12 protein-coding genes are annotated in these 17409 nt (G+C 66.8%); 10 read left to right on the top strand and 2 right to left on the bottom strand.

The window, feature by feature from the left end; all coding sequences use genetic code 11:
* Positions 1 to 34 precede the first annotated feature (34 nt).
* Both QF819_00140 and QF819_00135 read left to right on the top strand, forming a co-directional pair.
* Positions 35 to 844, top strand: coding sequence for a metallopeptidase family protein (locus QF819_00140; protein ID MDP6801572.1), 810 nt, complete (start codon positions 35 to 37; stop codon positions 842 to 844).
* 17 nt (positions 845 to 861) lie between these two features.
* On the top strand, positions 862 to 2409 hold the full coding sequence (locus QF819_00135) for a FlgD immunoglobulin-like domain containing protein (GenBank protein ID MDP6801571.1): 1548 nt from the start codon (positions 862 to 864) through the stop codon (positions 2407 to 2409).
* Here the strand turns inward: QF819_00135 and QF819_00130 are convergent.
* On the bottom strand, positions 2406 to 3719 hold the full coding sequence (locus tag QF819_00130; GenBank protein MDP6801570.1) for a hypothetical protein: 1314 nt from the start codon (positions 3717 to 3719) through the stop codon (positions 2406 to 2408). The two genes, QF819_00135 and QF819_00130, sit on opposite strands and share 4 nt — an antisense overlap.
* Positions 3720 to 3833: 114 nt before the next feature.
* Here QF819_00130 and QF819_00125 point away from each other — a divergent pair, with 114 nt between their 5' ends.
* The 8 genes from QF819_00125 (at position 3834) to QF819_00090 (ending at position 15217) form a co-directional block, all read left to right on the top strand.
* Positions 3834 to 5630: a SpoIVB peptidase S55 domain-containing protein gene (locus QF819_00125; GenBank protein MDP6801569.1), complete on the top strand. Its 1797-nt coding sequence runs from the start codon at positions 3834 to 3836 to the stop codon at positions 5628 to 5630.
* A complete protein-coding gene (locus QF819_00120; protein MDP6801568.1) occupies positions 5627 to 7792 on the top strand; it encodes a hypothetical protein in 2166 nt (721 codons plus the stop codon). Before QF819_00125 ends, QF819_00120 begins: the two co-directional genes overlap by 4 nt.
* Positions 7789 to 8322 (top strand): HAD-IIIA family hydrolase, encoded by a 534-nt coding sequence (locus QF819_00115; GenBank protein MDP6801567.1) that lies wholly within the window; start codon positions 7789 to 7791, stop codon positions 8320 to 8322. Before QF819_00120 ends, QF819_00115 begins: the two co-directional genes overlap by 4 nt.
* Positions 8304 to 9041 carry a glycosyltransferase family 2 protein gene (locus tag QF819_00110; protein ID MDP6801566.1) on the top strand — a complete coding sequence of 246 codons (738 nt, stop codon included), beginning with the start codon at positions 8304 to 8306 and terminating at the stop codon, positions 9039 to 9041. Before QF819_00115 ends, QF819_00110 begins: the two co-directional genes overlap by 19 nt.
* Positions 9031 to 10824: a glycosyltransferase family 39 protein gene (locus QF819_00105; protein ID MDP6801565.1), complete on the top strand. Its 1794-nt coding sequence runs from the start codon at positions 9031 to 9033 to the stop codon at positions 10822 to 10824. Before QF819_00110 ends, QF819_00105 begins: the two co-directional genes overlap by 11 nt.
* A complete protein-coding gene (locus QF819_00100; GenBank protein ID MDP6801564.1) occupies positions 10821 to 12482 on the top strand; it encodes a hypothetical protein in 1662 nt (553 codons plus the stop codon). Before QF819_00105 ends, QF819_00100 begins: the two co-directional genes overlap by 4 nt.
* Before the next feature lie 29 nt (positions 12483 to 12511).
* Positions 12512 to 13315, top strand: a complete 804-nt coding sequence (locus tag QF819_00095) for a glycosyltransferase family 2 protein (protein ID MDP6801563.1) — start codon at positions 12512 to 12514, stop codon at positions 13313 to 13315.
* Between the two features lie 285 nt (positions 13316 to 13600).
* A complete protein-coding gene (locus tag QF819_00090) occupies positions 13601 to 15217 on the top strand; it encodes a PKD domain-containing protein (GenBank protein MDP6801562.1) in 1617 nt (538 codons plus the stop codon).
* Between the two features lie 101 nt (positions 15218 to 15318).
* On the opposite strand, the gene QF819_00085 is transcribed toward QF819_00090, so the two are convergent.
* Complete coding sequence (locus QF819_00085; protein ID MDP6801561.1) at positions 15319 to 17262, bottom strand: alpha/beta fold hydrolase; 1944 nt, start codon at positions 17260 to 17262, stop codon at positions 15319 to 15321.
* Positions 17263 to 17409 lie beyond the last annotated feature (147 nt).

Here is a 17409-nt window from a genome sequence, read left to right as displayed (position 1 = left end):
CGGCGGGGACGGCCGTCGAGGACGGAGGTGCGTGATGGTGGCCAACCGCAGTGCGACTCTCTGGGACGAGATCTGGGCGCTCCTGACGGCGGGCCGCTCCGGGGAGGCAGCGGCTGCCGCACTGGGCGCACTGAACGAAAGCGAGGACGATCCGGAACTCCGCTATCTGCTCGGGATCGCGCTGCTCGACTGTGGAGAGGTGGTGGCTGCCGAAGCGGAACTCCGTCGCGCGGTGGAGGGCACCGAAGAGTGGGCGGAAGGCCACTCCGCGCTGGGGTGGGCGCTCTTCCGAGCGGGGAAGTTTGCGGAGTGCGGAGAGCAGCTCGTGGCTGCCCTGGAGGCGGATCCGGAACTGGCCGACGCCCACCAGCTTCGCGGCCTTCTTGCGGAGCGTGCGGGTGATGACTCGCTGGCGGTGGTCGCCTTCGCCCAGGCACGGCGTCTCGATCCGGAGGTGTTCCCGGAGCCGTACGAAATGTCCGAAGAGGAGTTCCTTCAGGTGGCGGAGGAAGTCGTCGCGGGTCTGGACCCCGAAGTTCTCAAGGTCATGGAGAACACCTCGCTTTTCGTACAGCCCATTCCTCCGGATGATCTCCTCACGCTGGATGCCCCCCCGCTTGATCCGCAGATACTCGGGCTTTTTCAGGGAACGAGCCTTGTCGATCAGTCCGTGTCCGACACGGGAACGCTTCCCAACACAATCCACCTCTTCCAGAACAATCTGGAACGCTTTGCGACCGATCGCGAAACCCTGGAGAACGAGATCCGCACCACCGTTCTTCACGAGATCGGCCACCATCTCGGCTGGGACGAGGACGACCTGAAGGAGCGCGGGCTGGACTAGAGACGGAGACACCCCAGATGAAGCATCACGAACGACCCCTCTACGGACTCCTTGCAATCGTGTCGATGCTGGGGGCCATTGCGGCACCCGCGGCGGTGTTCGACCCTCCGGTGCGCGTCACCAACGATCCGGGATACTCCGACACGGAAGTGGACGGCGGCCGCAACGCGTGGTCTTCGCGGGACTCGCTTCTGGTGGTATGGAGCGACGACCGGCACGGAAACGCGGAGATCCTCTACCGGGAGCGAACCGGCGGGGCCTGGAGCGCGGTGGAGCGACTCACCACCGACCCGGGGGCATCGCGCCACCCGGCGGTGGGGTGTACGGAGTCGGGGGAGGTGCGCGTCGTCTGGGAGGATGACCGCTCGGGGCGTCGGGAAATCTACGCGACCCGTCGCCTGCCGGGAAGCGCGTGGTCGCCCGACACTTGTCTCACCTGCGATGCACACGAGTCCGCCCGTCCTGCCCTCGACCAGCCTGCAGGGAATCTCGTCTGGGAGGAGACCTCCGACGGCAACCGCGAGATCTACCACGCGTTGTGGGAGACAGACGGCAGCTGGGGAGCGCGAACGCGCGTGTCCGTGTCGGAGGGCGTGTCCGCGTATGCGTCGGTCGCGTCCCCCGGTTCATGGACGGGCGCGGGGGATGCCGTGCTGGTTGCATGGGAGGATGATCGCGACGGCAACCGCGAGATCTACGCGCGGATCTTCGACGGGATGAACTGGATGGCCGAGACGCGTCTCACCCATGACTCCGGTGATTCGCGCCACCCGTCCGCATGGATGAAATGGAACACCTGCACGGATGCCATCTTCCTCCGCACGGGCGTCGCCTGGGAAGATGACCGGGCATCCACGCGCGACATCTTCATGATCGTGGGGGATTCCGGCTGGTGGGGGAGTCCGTCGCCGCTCGTGACAACGCCGAGCGTTTCGCGCCACCCGACCGTCGCCACCGTGTACACTTGGGTCCCGTACATCTTCGGGTACACCTGGTGTCCGCACATGGTGGTCGCGTGGGAAGAAGACGATCGCCCGAATGGGGAATCGACCGTTCTCTATCTGGACCCGGGAACCCCGGACCTGCCGGTGGAGGTTTCCCCCGGTGGAGCGGGGGCGTTCTCCTCGGTGCCGACGCTTGCTTCCTGGCACAAGTGGAGCCAACCGGACCCCGCGCGAGGCATGGAGTGCGTCTGGACCGACACGCGGGACGGGAACCGGGAGGTCTATGCGGCCGGATTCTCAGAACCGGTCGCCACGGGCGTCGAAAGCGCTTCGCTTCCCCCCGGGGACGCCGCACTCGGGCTTGCGAGGCCCAGCCCGTTTTCCGCGAGCACTCGTGTGGAAGTCTCCATTCGAGCCCCCGCGAAGATCGAACTGAGGGTCCACAACGCGGCCGGGCAGCGCGTTCGTACTCTGGCGTCGGGGGTGTTCGCGGCGGGGAACCACCCCTTCGTCTGGGACGGCCGCGACGACTCCGGGCGGCCTTCGGCTGCCGGAAGCTACTTCCTGCGCCTGCTGAGAGACGGCGCAACCGAGACCCGCAAGGTCGTCCGAATCCCCTAGCGCGGATACTCCAGCGCGGCCCACGGGAAGCCGACCGTACTCTTCGTGCGGACCACACCTTTCGCATCCTGTCCGCATACGGTGATCCGCGTGCGTGACGGATCTTTCACCGCGAAGGTGATCCCGTCGAGTTCTCCCGGATCGGGTTGCCGGAATCCCGTAGCGGGATCGTCGAAGCCCGCGATCTCGATCACCGTCCTCGCGGCATCTTCGCGCACACTCCAGCGAAGGAAGTTCCTCGAAGCCGTCCAGGCGAGGATTCGCGCAGTCGTCGCCACGAGTATCTCCCCCGCGTGCGCTCTCCGGGCGAGTCCACGCAGTGCTCGCACGGTTTCCGGCGGAAGGTAGCGCGGCGGGCCGTCGTTGTCGCCGAGGTGCGTGTAGACGATCATGACGCCCCCGCGCTCGGTGAGGTCGTCCAGGATCTCCGGGGCGATGAGCTCCGCGACCCCCGCGCCGCCGGTCGAGATCCCGCGCCGCCGCCCGATGTACCGTCTGAACGACAACCACCTCGTGCCGTCGTCGAGCGTTTCCGCGTGAAGGAGTACATTGTCCGCGAACGGACGACGCGTTCCGCGCGGCAATCGACCGCAGAGTTTCCGGGCTGCCCACCAGGCCTGTGACACGCATGCGCGCAGAAAGTCGCCCACGCTTCGTCCGGCGTCCTGACCGACCGTTCTCGTGACCTCCCACTTGTGCGTGAAGCGGATGCCGCACTCCCGCAGGAGGTCCGTGTGGTGCGCGCTCGACTCCGGATTGTCGCCGAGTTGTGACGGAAGAGGCCCCACGCTCTGCGAGTTCCGCGGGTTGCCGTGGTTTACCCAGACGCGAATGCGCCGTCCGGTTCGTTGTTCGATCGCGGCCAGCTCCCGCGCACCCCGCTCCGCATACTCCCGACGAAAACCGCCCTCGCTGAAGTCTCCCCACGAGTGCAGCACATCCACAAACCCAGCGGCGATCAACTCCTCCAGCGTCGTGGCCGCCAATGACGGTGTCCCGGCATCGTCCGAGAACCATGCGACCTCTGTCGCGCCGGTGGCGTCGAAGAACCAGAAGCTGTTCCCGACTTCCATGCCCAGTCCGGGGCCGAGCGGCGTGGTCCCGCTCCCGCAGAGAAAGTCCTGAATGGCCAGGAACTCCTCCACGGTTTCGGTATCGTCGATGTCGCTGGAGATCGCCAGCGCGGCGCGGAAGGGCGGCGGGAAGGGAAGAAGGCGCACGGAAGAGGGTGCGTCGCTGTCTCCGCAGCATCCCGGCCCGGCAAGTGCCGTGGCGATCAGTAGAATGTCCCGGACGCGAGTCGGTTCCATGAGCGCATGATTCGCTGCACCCCCGGCGAAGTCAACCCGGTTGACACTCTCCTTTGTGCCGCGCTAGGTTGACCGGAAGTCACGGTATCCCAACATCTTCCAAGAGAGAGCCCCTTGATCCGCACGCCGCGCGCGCCCGGACGGCCGTTCCGTCACGGCATGGCCACCGCCCTTCTTCCCGCGCTTCTCGCGGCGTCGTGCGCTCTTGCGGGATCCGCGTTCCTTCCGCTGTCGGAAGTCTCTCCGGGAGCTGTCGCCACCGGTCGCACCGTGTTTCAGGGCACCGAGATCGACACCTTCTCCGTCGAGATTGTCTCGGTTGTGCGAGATGTCGCCCCGGGAAAGGACCTGATCCTCGCGCGCGGCCTCGGCGAGCGGATGGAACGCCTTGGCGTGTCTCAGGGAATGAGCGGGAGCCCCGTCTATCTGAACGGACGACTGCTGGGGGCCGTGTCGTCCACCTGGGGTATGATCACGGAACCGCTGATGGGGATTACGCCCATCGGGCAGATGACCGGCGAAGTCGAATGGGAAGTTCCCGGCTCCGGGGAGTCCGGCGCGCTCCTGCCGGAGAAGCCCCGGCGTGATGCCGTTTCCGGACGGGACTTTCTCGAAGGTCGCCCGCCGGGTCCCTCGCTGGCGTCCACCGCCATCGCCACCCCGCTTGTCTTTTCCGGCTGCGATCCCCGGTTGGCTCTCCACGCCGCATCCGTCTTCGAGCCGTGGGGGTTTGTCGTGACGGAAGGCGGAAGCGCGGGGGATGCGTCCGGTGCCGGGGAACTTCGCCCGGGATCGACTCTGGGCGTTCGCCTCATCGGGGGCGACATGAACATCTCCGCCATCGGAACCGCCACCTGGATCGACGGCCGTCGTGTCCACGGCTGGGGGCACCCCTTCCTGCATCTGGGTCGCGTCGAGATGCCGCTCGTGGACGGATACATTCACGCAGTCATTCCCAGCAGGAATGTCTCGTTCAAGATGGGAAGCGGCGGGGAGGTCATCGGCACACTCACGGGGGACCGGCGTTCGGGCATCTCGGGGATTCTCGGGCGCGAACCCCGAACGACTTCGCTGGATATGCAGGTGGTCCGCGAAGGCGAGCGGCGCACCTATCACTTCGATCTTGCGCGGAGTCGTTTCCTGACGCCGAACCTCGTAGGGCTGGCCGCGTCGAACGCGTTTCTCTCCGAGCGCGGGATGATGGAGTCCGAGACCGTGCGATTCACGCAGCGACTTCTGCTGGACGACGGGCGCGAAACCGAGAGTCGGTTCCTCATCGCGGGAGAGTACACGCTTGCCGCGGTGGCGGACGCGCTGACCGATGCGCCACGGCGGATCGCGCTCAACCCGTTCGAGGATGTGCTGCTGAAGGGCGTGGAGGTGACGGTGGAGTTCGAGTCTCCGGCACGCCTCTCCACGATCGAGCGTGCGCATCTGGATGGCCGGGTTATCGAGCGGGGGGGGACGCTCCGCGGGAGTTATACGCTGCGCGACTGGCGCGGGGAAGAGAGGGCGGTTCGCTTCGCGGTTCCCGTTCCGGAAGATCATGGGCCCGGCGCGCACGCCGTGGTCATTGCGGATGCGGCGACCATGGAGGAACTGGAGGCGGAGCGGTCTCCGCGAAGCCGGGACGCGCGGGATCTCGACGAACTGCTCACGCGGATTCGTGATCGTCGCCGCGGCGACCATGTTTACATCGCGCTCTATCGCGCGCCGAGCGGAGTCCTTGTGGACGGTCGCGAACTCCCCCGTCTGCCGAGGGTGGCGCGTTCCGTCATCCAACGCGCATCCCGCAGCGATGGCGGAGACCATCTCTTTGCAGAACTGGTGTCTGAACAGTCCACCGGGGAATCCGGCATGGTCCTCGGTGCGCACATCCTTCCGTGTCGGGTGAAGAGGGAGAAGCCGTGAGAGGGAGAACCGCAGTCTTCGCGGCAGCGGCCGGTGTGTTGCTGGCCGCCGTGCATCCGGGCGAGTCGAGTGCCGTGACGACGGAGTTCATCGTCTACGACAGTGCGGAGCACTTTCTGGACGGAAGTCCCAAAGGCGTGGCGGTCACCCGGGCCGGGGCGCTCCGCCCGGCCCCCGACCTCCGGCTCTTTGGCAGCGTGGATGTGCCCTACATCTGGGACGCCGCGGCAGACCCGACCGGGCAGCGCGCCTATCTGGCCACGGGAGACGGAGGAGTGGTGTACCGGTTGACCATGTCCGGCCTGGCGCCTTTCCGGACGGGACCGTCTCCGGAGGCCATCTCGATTGCCGTCGGGCCGGATGGGTCGGTGTATGCGGGGTTCGCGCCGGACGGAATCGTGCTTCGCATGGGGCCGGGCGAAACGGACGCATGGCGGTTCGATGCGGAGGAAGCCTACCCGTGGGATCTCGGGTTCGGCGCGGACGGAATGCTCTACGCCGCTTATGGCGCGCCCGCCGCGGTGTATCGAATCGATCCGGCGACGGGGGTCGCGGAGCGGATTGCCCAACCGGGCGAAGAACATGTGCTCTGTCTGGATTTCGATACGGAAGGACGGCTCGTGTTCGGGACATCGGGCACGGGTCTCGTCTTGCGTCTGGATTCCGGGGGAGATCTTCGCGTGCTGATCGACTGCGACGAAGAGGATGTGACGGCGGTCCTGGCCACGGCGGACGGGTCGGTCTGGGCTTCCGCGACACCCGGTTCCGGCGACGACAACGGAAGCGGGCCGGACGATTCCCAGAGTGCGCTGGACGACTTTGACTACCGCGCGGAGGTCACCCCGCGGCGGACTTCCGCCGGGCTCTACCGCATTACCCCGGAAGGCGAAGTGGCGTCCGCGTGGTTTCCGGAGGACGGGTTCATCTTCGATCTGGAAGAGACGGCCGACGGGAGGGTCTTGGTCGCAACCGGTGACCCGGCCGCGCTCTATGAGGTGCACGCGTCCGGAGTTGCGGGGGAAGCATCGCTGCTCGGCACCGGGCGGGAGAGCCAGTTCTCCGCGATGGCGCGGGATCCGTTCGGAAGCGGCGTGTTCCTGGCAACCTCCGGGCCGTCTTCGCTTTACCTGGTGACCGACGATCCGTCCTCGTCAGGCATCTACAAGTCCGAAGTACTGGACGCCAGCATTCCCGCTCACTGGGGGACCATCCTCTGGACGGGAGACACGCCGGGCGGCTCGTCCGTGGAGTTCTCGGCGCGTGCGGGTGACACCGGGGAACCCGGAGCGCTTTGGTCGGACTGGGTGGAACTGGGCGGCGGCCGCGAGATCCCCCTGGCGGTTCGGCAACCTTCCCGGTATCTCCAGTGGAGAGTGACCCTCCGAAGCGACGGTGCCGACGCGCCCGAGATCCGGCAGGTGCGCCTCTCCTATACCGAACGGAACGCATCGCCGCTCATCGCGGGCGTGGTGGTGAACCCGCGAGGAGATCTCTTCCTGCACGACGAGCCGGACGGATCGCCGCCACCGCTCTATCAGCGTCTTCGCGGCGGGGTCACGGTGGAGTACACGAAGGCGCAGTCGAACAGTTCTCCCTCAAAGCCCGCGGCCACCCACTGGACCCGTGGGATTCGACAGGTGGAATGGGTCTCGGGGGACCCGAACGGAGATTCGCTGGTGTACGAACTCCACTACCGCGCGGTGGACGAAACGCGATGGAAGCTGCTGGCCGAAGGCATGACGCGCACCATCCGAACTCTCCACAGCGTGATGTACCCGGACGGCAAGTATGTCGTTCGCGTGACCGCCTCCGACGAACCGGACAACCCGCAAGGTTCGCTCACCGCATCCGCCGTGAGCGAACCCTTCCTGGTGGACAACACCGCACCCGTGTTCGCAAAGGTGGACGCTAGACGCAAGGGCGACACCATTCGCGTGACAGGGCGCGTGAAGGATGCGCTTTCTCCGCTCTACCTTCTCCGGAGAGAAGTGGACGGACTGGAAGACACGGATTTCCTTCCCGAAGACGGTATGCTGGACTCCATGAGTGAGGCGTTCGAGTTCACGGTCGAGGCCGCCGCGGACGAGGAGCACACCATCATGCTGCACGCGGGAGACATCGCGGGGAACATCACCGCGCACCGGGTGCTGGTGACGCCGTGACGCGCGCGGGCGTACTCTTCGACCGCGACGGCACGCTCAACGAGAACCCTCCGTTCTATGTCAAGAGCCTCGCGGAGTTCGTTCCCTATCCCGGGGCGTTTGAAGCAGTGGCCCGACTCTGTCTGGCCGGATGGCCGGTGGCCGTCTGCACGAACCAGTCGTGCGTGGGGCGCGGCATCATCGGCGCGGAAGTCGTGGACGAAGTGAACCGGGAGTGCGCGCGCCTTCTGGAGGACGCGGGCGGGCGCTTTGCCGGGTTCCATACCTGCCCTCATGCTCCGGACGACGGGTGCGAGTGCCGGAAGCCGCTTCCGGGGCTTCTTCGGGCGGCGGCGGCGGCGCACGCGATCGACCTCGACGCATCGTACTTCGTGGGCGACTCTCCCGAGGACATGGCAGCGGGGCGTGCCGCGGGAGCGACCCCGCTTCTGGTGCGGACGGGACGCGGCGCCGAAGCCGCGGCGGACCATCCGCGGGAGCACACCTTCCCGACGATCGTGGAGGCGGTGGAGTGGATTCTGAGAGCGTGACGGCGGGCGGTGTCGCGCTGACGATCGTCATTCCCGCGTACAACGAAGAAGCCCGGCTCGGGCGGAGCCTGGACACGCTGATCGCGCACCTTCAGGCGCGGGCGGAGTCGTGGGAGATCCTCGTCGTGGACGATGGAAGCACCGACGGGACCGCGCGCGTGGCCGGGTCGCGAGCCGCGGTGCGTGTCGTGCGTCTCCCGTCAAACCGTGGCAAGGGCGCGGCTGTTCGCGCGGGGCTTGCGGAGTCCGCCGGGGAGCGCGTCCTCTTCTCCGACGCGGATCTGTCCACGCCGCCGGAGGAACTGGCGAAGCTCACGGAGGCCCTCGACAAAGGCGCGGACCTGGCCATGGGGTCGCGCGGGCTGCCGGGTTCGGACATCGTCGTGCGGCAGGCATGGTATCGCGAGCACATGGGGAAGACCTTCAATCTCATCCTCCGCGCGATCACCGGCATTCCCTTTCGGGACACGCAGTGCGGGTTCAAGCTGATGCGCGGCGAGGTCGCGCGGGTGCTTGCCGGGGAACTGCGGGAAGACGGCTTCGCGTTCGATGTGGAGCTGGTGCTTCGCGCCAACCGGAACGGGTTTGTCGTGCGGGAAATCCCGGTGGTCTGGAAAAATGTGGAGGGGAGCCGCGTGGATCCCCTGAGCGATTCCGTTCGGATGCTGATGGCGCTTCCGCGCATCACGGGCGAAGTCGGGAGATATCGTGCGGACTGAAGGCCTTCCGGTGTCGCGAGCGGAATGGGTCCTCGTCGCGGCGCTGCTGGCGGCCTTTGCCGCGGCGTCGCTTCTCTCCATGGCGCGGAAGTCCCCGACCTTCGACGAAACGGCGCATCTGGGTGCCGGGGTGTCGTATGTCCGGGCGGGTGACTTTCGCATGAACCCGGAGCACCCCGCGCTTCCGAAGCTCGCGGCAGGCGCGGCGGCGCTGGCCGCCGGAGCACGCATGCCGGAGAGCAGCGATGCCTGGCGCGATGGCGATCAGTGGGCATTCGGGCGCGAAGTCCTGTACGAGAGCCCGGCGTCGTGGAAGCGAATCCTCTTTGCCGCGAGGCTCCCGACCGTTCTGGCGGGTCTTCTGCTGGGGTTCGTCGTCTGGGTATGGACGCGAGCGATGGCCGGGGCAGCGTCCGCGGCGGTCGCGCTCGGCCTCTTCGCGTTTGAGCCGAACATCGTGGCGCACTCACGACTCGTGACGACGGACATCCCGCTGGCGCTCTGGGTCACCGCGGCTTGCGCGTGCCTGTGGACGGCGCGACGCACGGGGCGCACCCGCTGGGTGGTGGCGGCCGGCGCGTGCTTCGCCGCCTCGATGGCGACCAAGTTCTCCGCGTTCTCGTACGCGCCTGTGTACGCGGCACTGGCGCTCATTCCGTCGCCGTCGCGGGATCTGCGGCGCGGGTTCGCCCATCTGGGGGTTCTGGCCGGAACGGGAGCCCTCCTGACGCTTCTCGTCGTGTGGGCTTCGTATGGACTGGCGACCGACTTCGCTTCCATCCGCTCCATCGGGATGACCGGACGCGGCGTTCATCCGGAGGGGATGTCGCTGATTCGCCGCATCCCGTATGAGGTCCTTGCGACGATCCCCTGGCCATCGGTGGAGTTCGCGCGCGGGATGAAGGATGTGCTCCTCTACACGGAAGGCGGACACCCGGTGTTCTTGTGCGGGATGCGCGCGGACCACGGCTGGTGGTGGTTTGCGCCGGTGGCGTTTTTCGCGAAAACTCCGCTCCCCGTGCTGGCACTGGTGCTGTGGGGGGTCAGCCGCATTCGCGGGCGCCATCGGATGGACACGCTCTTTCTTTTGTTGCCGGTGGCGCTCGTCTTCGCGACGAATATGCTGGCCCGGCTCGGAATCGGATTCCGCCATGTGCTCCCCGCGATGCCGTTCCTGTTGATTCTCGCCGCGCTGCCTTTCCGGCGGGGACTCCCGTCTTCGCGCGTGGGGGTCGTGATCGCGGGCGGTCTCCTTCTGTGGCATCTGGGCGGGTCAGCGCGCGTGCATCCCGATTATCTTTCGTACTTCCATGAAGCGGCGGGTGGCGTGAGCGGCGGCGCGCGCATTCTCGGCGACTCCAGCCTCGACTGGGGGCAGGATCTCTCCCGCGCGACGGACGCACTGCACCGCCACGGCGTGGACCACGCCATCCTCTGCTACTTCGGGACGGCCAACCCCTTCGCGGAGGAGATGCGGTGGCAACTCCTGCCACCCACCTGGGAGGAGGGGATGGACGGCTGGGAGCGGCTTCCGGAGAGCGGGCCGGTGTGGCTGGCGATGAGCGTCACGAATCTCCAGGGCGTGTACATTCGAGCGCGTCGCGACGAACCGCCATTCCCGTGGCTTGTGGAGGTGGAACCCGAAGAGCGCGTCGGCGGGATCTGGCTGTATGACCTGACGAATCGCCCGCGGGCGCTGTCCGGAATGGCGGAGACTTACCGGCGGAACGGAATGCGGCGCGAAGCGGAAGCCGCGCTTCACCGCGCGGGAGACGGACCATGACGCGCAGCGCGAAGATGGCGGCGGGCGGTGCGCTTCTCGCTCTGCCGTATGCGCCGTTCGCGCTTGGGTGGACGCCGGGAGGGGGTGGTGCGGGCGTCGTGCTTGTGTGCGTGGCCGCGCTCGTCGCGCCCGGGGCGGCCGGGATGCTGCTGCCCGGGAGTGCGGGAACAGCGGGTCGGTTCGTGCGTGCGCTCGGAGTCGCGGCGGTTCTCCAGATTGCAGCCATTGGCGTGCTTCGCATCGCGGGTGTTCAGCCGACACCCCGCACGCTGGCGATCGCGCTCGGGGCCATCACCGTGGCGACCGGTCTTGTGGGGGTCGGCCGCGGGGGGACGCTCCCCGGTCTGCGACGGAATGCGGCAGCCGTGGCGGTCGCTGCGGCCGCCTTCACGCTGGCGGCGTGGGCAGGGCTTGCCGTCGTGCCGCCGCTGGAGGATCAGGACATGGAAGTGCAGGGGACGGCGTGGGGAATCGTCCACGACCTCGATCCCGTCTGCCTCACGAACCGGAGTACGCTGCGCTTCTTCGCGCATCCCCCGCTTCTGCATCTGCTGAATGCCACGACACTGTCGCTGTCCGGAGAACTGGACGCCGTGCGGTCCGCCTACGACGCGGCGCGTGCCGCCGAGCGAGGAGAAGGCGACGCGCCACGCGGTCTGCGCGCCGTGGCAGGAGCGATTCGCGGGAAGACCCCCCGGCCCGACCGGTCCCTTGCCTGGAACCGGGATGTCTACGCGGCGTTTCGCACGCACCCGGCGCTGGCGGGGACGCGCGCACCGAACTTCGTGCTGGCGGCCGCGGTGGCGGTTCTGCTTTTCGCTTGGGGACGGCGACTGGGCGCGGGCGTCTTCGATGCCGCGCTGGTCACGCTGGCGTACGCCACCCTCCCGGAGGTTGTGGTGCGGTCGGGGTATGGCGGCTACTACGCGCTGACGGCGGCGACGCTGACTGCGGGAGCCTGGCTTGCGTCGGAACGCGCGGGGGGCGGTCGGGCGGCGTTCTCGGCGGGTACGCTGGCGGCCCTCGCGAACCAGAAGGCACTGCTCCTTGCGCTGGGGGCCGCGGCCGGACGGATGGCGGAAGCGGTGCGTGCGAGGAACCCCCGCCTTCTTCGCGCGGCGTTTCCCGCGGTACTGGGTGTGGCGGCCGGGTGGGCCGCCTTCGCGCTCTATGGGCTCGGGACGGATCCGGTCGAGTTCGTGACAGACCACCTGCTGGGGCATGGCGTGGGGCGATTCGCCGGAGGAGAGGTGCTGGATCGCGCCGGGAGCCCGACCTATCCGGGACGCATCGCTCTGTGGGGAGAGTTCGCCGCGCATCTGGGGTGGGCGTGGACGCTTCTCGCCGCGTTCTCCCTGGTGTGGGTCTTCCGCGCCTGGATCGCGCACGCGGCGGCGGCACGCGCGCTGCTGCTGCCCGCAGTCTGGGTCGCGGCGGGTGCGGTGCTCTTCACGCTGACCGACTGGCGGCAGACGAAGCACCTCTGCCTTCTGGTTCCGGCGCTTGCGGTGCTCATGGCCGCGCTGGTGGCTGATTCAGGCCTGCGTGTCCGTTGGTTGCTCCGAAGCGCGCTCTTCCTGTCGCTGGCCCACAACGCGTACTGGATGGTTCGCCTTGCGGAGAACTTCCACTCCCTCGCGCCGACTCCTCTCTGGTAGCATACGGGGGCCTTCAGCCGAGGATCTCCATGACGGACACGCCCACGGTTCCGCTTCCCGAAACGGCTCCGATGCCCCTGTTCCCCGGAGAGAACCGTCTTCGCGTGGATGTTGTCCTGCCGGTGTACAACGAGGAGCGCATTCTTCCCGAGAGCGTCGCGACGCTCGTGGGTTTTCTCCGCGGGAATGTGCGGGGGCCGTGGCGCGTCCTCATCACGGACAACGCGTCCACGGATCTCACGGAGGAAGTGGCGAGGGAACTGGCGGAGATCTATCCGGAGGTGGAGTACCGGCGCATTCGGCAAAAGGGCCGCGGCGGCGCGCTGAAGACCGTGTGGCTGGACAGCGACGCGGAGATGGTCTCCTACATGGATGTGGACCTCTCCACAAATCTGGAGGCGTTTCCGAAACTGCTGGAACTCTTGATGGACGGGAATGGCGTGGCCATCGGGTCGCGGCTGTCGGCCGGGTCGGACATTCAGCGCAGCATCAAACGGGAGTTCCTCTCGCGAGGGTACAATCTGCTCGTCAAGGCGTTCTTTGGAACGCGGTTCAGCGACGCGCAGTGCGGGTTCAAGGCGATGACCCGGGAGGCCGTGGAGCGGCTTGTGCCGTTTGTGGAGGACCGCAAGTGGTTCTTCGACACGGAACTTCTGGTGCTTGCGGAGAAGGCGGGGGTCGGGATCGGAGAAGTGCCGGTGGGCTGGATCGAAGACCTCGACACGCGTGTCCAGCTTCTGAAGACGGTCCGCGACGATCTGCGGGGACTCGTTCGCCTTCGCCGGACGCTCCGGGCCGTGTTGCACCGGATTCATGAGCCGGACCGGCGCTGACGCTCCGAATGCCCCTGAGGGTGCCCCTGAGGCCGTTTTCCTTCCGGCCGGGAAGTGTGTCGGCGCGAGCCTTCCCCACCAGTCACGGGGGGCTTCCCCCGGGATGAGTGCATCCGGCCGGGGTTGACAGAGACCGACACGGTAAGCTACACTCCGTAACTCCAGAGCCCTACTCAATGGTCCTTACTCGATGGCCCACGGGGCTCAAGGACAAGACGCAGGCCTTTCAGCGTTCGGCCCCTGCCGTCGCTCGTACCTGCGCACCCAACCCGGAGAAGAACCATCATGCGTACCTCCCCCCGTACTCTGATCATCTTCGGCGTGATTGCGGCACTGGCCATGGTTGTTGGCTGCGGTCGTGACGCCACCCGTACCGACGACATCCCGACCGGGATTCCGGTGGTTGCCGGTGAGCAGCCCGGCGACGGACTCCTCGCCGACGCGCTTTCCTGGACCGTGGTCAATGGCGGGGCAGCCCCCGCGATCGAACTGCGCCGGGGAGCCAGCACCATGACCTGGACCCCGGGCGACCTCGTGGCGCTCAACAGCGCGGATCAAGTGGTCTGGACCGCCTCGCCCGTCTCCGTCACGCCGACGGACGACCACGGCACGGTGGTTCTGGAGAGCGTCTACGGCTCCGGGATCGACCTGGTTCTCTCCGAGTCCGCGGGCGCTCTTACGACGGCGCTCCGCTTTGACTCCGCCCTCTCCCTCCCGGCGGATGCCGAAGTCTTCGAGATCCGTGCACGCCAGTCTTACGGCAGCCGCGTGACGGCCTATACGGACGCCGGGGCCGTGACAGTCGGCACCGAGGCCGTGACGCTGGACGGCGTGGGCTTCACAACCGGACGGACCGACCTCGTCCATGTCCCGGCGGTTCTGGCGTGGGATTCGGATCACGCCAACACGCCGTGGATCGCCTCCCGCGTGGCGGTGCTCGCGCCGGGCGAGGCGGAGACGGGTTTCCGCATGGACGCATCCTGGCTGCAGAATACGGAGCTTGCGTGGCCCGCGACGGTGGCACCCGCGCTGCGTGACGCGAATGACGAACCCATCATCGGCAGCCTCCATGTGGATCCGGCAGTCCCCGAATCGTTGATGGCGATGCTGGCCGCCACCTACATGGTGGCCAACCATGCGGAACTCTCCGTGCTGGTCGAGTGGGGCGATGGATCGACCGACTCGTTCTCCTCCAACCTTCCGGCCTACATGTTCCACACCTACGCCGCGGACGGAACCTACACGGTGGCCTTCCAGGTCACGCACACCTCCGGCAATGTGGCACGCGAGGAAGTCGAGGTCACTGTCGGCGTGGCGGGAACCGCTGCCGTCACGGAGATTCCCTTCGAGTGGACCGCAGTGTCCTACGGCGATTGCGACTGGGCCGTTCGGAGAGACGACCATACCAGTGACCCCGGTACGGCGCTTCCCTTCCCGGTCGCGCTGGGCGGGCAGAGCTTCACCCACTTCCGGATGGACACAAACGGATACGCCATCCTGGGAGACGCGAGCGTGGGATACGGTCCGGGCTACGGGCCTCTGTGGGGGATCACCGGATACTACGGCAACTCGACCGACACCTTCATTCTTGCAGCCTATGACGACTTGACCTCGGACGACGAGGGCTTCGCCGGTTTTGTGCTGGGAAGCGACCAGGTTCTCTTCCACTGGAATGAGGAGACCTACTACGACGAGGGAGATGGCTACCTGAACGAGTTTCAGGCGGTCCTGAGTGCGGGCAGCGAGGTCCAGTGGAACTTCAACACGGCTAACTACACGGGTTGGGACTACGACCTCTTCACCGGGCTCTATTTCGGTGGTGACGGAAGCGACAGCTCCGGCGTGTTGATCGAGATCATCAGGGACGAGATTCCGACAAACCGTTCCTGGGTCTATCGGTAGGAACCGCAGCACCGTCTTCTCCGGGCGGAAGAACGACGGCCCCGGCGCTTGGCGTCGGGGCCGTTCGTCCGCAAGCCTCCCGGGTGGTGCGCGTCGGTCCGCTACTCCTGAAGCAGGTAGGTCTCCCAGAAGAGAGCCAGCGCATAACCCATGGCGTCGCGGTTCGTCTTCTTGCGGAAGCCGTGCCCCTCGTCGAGGGCCAGCATGTACCATGCCTCCCTTCCGCTCTCCCGTACGGCCGTGACGATCTGCTCCGCCTCCGACGCCGGAACGCGGGGGTCGTTCGCGCCCTGAATCACAAACAGCGGCACGCTGATCTTCGTCACATGGTTTGTCGGGGAGATCTTCTCCAGGTGTGCGTGCATGGCCGGGTCCCGCTCGTCACCGTATTCCGCCCGGCGAAGGTCGCGCCGGTAGTCCTTCGTGTTCGTGAGGAAGGTGACGAAGTTCGAGATCCCCACGATATCGACGCCCGCGCGGAGTCGATCGCTGTAGTGCGTGAGCGCGGCGAGGCTCATGTAGCCGCCATAAGAGCCGCCCATGACGCCGACGCGGCCTTCGTCGAGATCCTCCCGCGCCGCGATCCAGTCCAGCAGCGCACCGATGTCCTTCACGGAGTCCTCGCGCAGGAATCCATTGTCCAGCTTCAGGTACGACTTCCCGTATCCGTTGGATCCGCGGACATTCGGATAGATGACGGCGCAGCCGAGTTCGTTCACGAGGTATTGCGTCGTGTAGGAGAACCACGCGCGGCTCTGGCTCTCCGGGCCGCCGTGGATGTTCATGACGACGGGAAAGGGCCCCTCGCCGGCAGGCTTGTAGAGGAACGCGGGAATCTCGCGCGGGCTGCCGTCCGGGTTGTTGTCAAAGGTGGGGAAGTGCACCAGTTCCGAATCGCGGAAGAGACTGGTGTCCAGTCCGCCGACTTCGCTTTCCGTCCAGCGGGTCAGCTCTCCCGACTCGAGGTCGATCGTGTAGACATCTCCCGGTGCACTCGGACGCGTGAAGGTGATGGCGATGGTGGAGCCGTCCTCCGAGAAGCTCGTTCCACCGAGAATCCCCAGCGGAAGGTCCATCGCCCGATACTCCCGCGAGCGGGTGTCCATCACGAAGAGCTGGTCCGCGCCGTCGGCGTTCACCGTGAAGGCGAGCTTCGTGCGGTCTTCCGACATCCGCATGGACCCGACACCCCACGGGATGGCCCCGGACAGCTCCTCAGCGTCCGTCGAACCTACCGGCGCGACGCGAAGGGTGCGGTACTCGGTGCCCTCGTCGGAGGTGTAGAAGACCTCGTCGCCGCCGGCCCCGAAGAGCGCGTCGCCGTAGGAGATGGTGGCGCCGTTCGCGGCCCCGTGGTTCCCGACGGGTCTCTTCTCTCCGGTCTGCGCGTCCAGAATCCAGAAGTACGACTCCGTGATGGAGATGTAGTTCCCGATCAAGAGGAAGCGGTCATCCGGCGACCAGTCCATCGGAAACCAGTATCCTTCCGTCTCCAGCGCGATCCGCTCCTTCCCGGGGTGGAGCGGATCCATGACACGGATGTCGTGGTCGCGCTTGTTTCGCGTCGTGCTTCGCCACGCGATTCTGTCCCGCGCGTTCGACCAGACGGGGCCGCCGTTCTGGGCTTCGCCGTCGGTAAGCATGACGGCTTCTCCGGTGGAAAGGTCGTACCGGAAGATCTGGCTGGCCTCGTTTCCTCCCGCGTCTTTCGTGAAGAGAAACCATCCGGGATCGTTTCCGAAGGACCCACTGCCTGCCGGTTCGTGGAAGAAGGTCAACTGCCGCCGCGCTCCGCCGGGTTTCTCCACGCGGTGAAGCTGACGCGTTTCTCCGAATCGTGTGGAGATCAGAAGCCCGCCTCCGGGAATCCAGTCCGAGAACGAGGCGGAGCGGACATTCATATACTGGTTTGTCTTGTCGACAATCCGCTGCGGGATTTCGGGAACGCCGTCGAGGACGAGGTTCCCCTCCTCGCGCCTCTCTGCCGCGGCCGGGAGTGTGAAAAGGACGACGGCAAGAGCAGTGAACACAAGACGACGGGTCATGAGTGGCTCCCCTCCAGAGTGAACGGCCTGATGCTGCGATCCTCGCGCCAGAATGAGCGGGGGGAATCGGAAGATCAAGCCCGGATCGCGCTTGCCTTGCGGCGCATTCGATTGGCCGGTTCGGTCCGATCTGCTAGGCTCATCGGG

Source organism: Gemmatimonadota bacterium (genome assembly GCA_030747075.1).
Classification (GTDB): Bacteria; ARS69; ARS69; order ARS69; family ARS69; genus ARS69.
This window is presented reverse-complemented; position numbering and strand designations above follow the sequence as displayed.